The organism is Clostridium neuense (genome assembly GCF_045310695.1).
Taxonomy (GTDB): domain Bacteria; phylum Bacillota; class Clostridia; order Clostridiales; family Clostridiaceae; genus Clostridium_S; species Clostridium_S neuense.
The window spans coordinates 1-341 of the sequence record NZ_JBJIAA010000061.1 but is presented as its reverse complement, the minus strand read 5'-3'; the positions used below and the strand labels follow the sequence as shown (position 1 = coordinate 341).

Sequence of the window (341 nt, the reverse complement as noted above, 5' to 3'; positions counted from 1 at the left end):
CCCACGGTAGTGCAAGGAAAAAATTCGAGGCCACTGAAAAACTAGCTGTTTTTTAAGAAAAAAATGTTTTAAAAAATATCCACAAAAAATGCTAGGGTATAATCCTTAGCATTTTTCTTAAATTCACTTTTTTATTCATATATCAGGAGCAAAATCTCCTTATTTACCATCTAAGATGGTAAGAATTCTTTTTAGATTAACCACAAATATTGTCACTGCACTTTGCAAGTGCATACCTTTTAGACCTGTGGCAGATGCGACATCATACCCATGTCTATACTTTAATTCACTGTTTTTAGCTTCAATTTTATAGCGCTCTTTTGATTTTTCTTGAAAATACT

The 341-nt window shown here is 31.7% G+C and carries 1 pseudogene; it reads right to left on the bottom strand.

Annotated elements, in window-relative coordinates:
- Positions 1 to 159 precede the first annotated feature (159 nt).
- Positions 160 to 341, bottom strand: a pseudogene (locus tag ACJDT4_RS23365) (IS5/IS1182 family transposase); the annotation flags it as partial.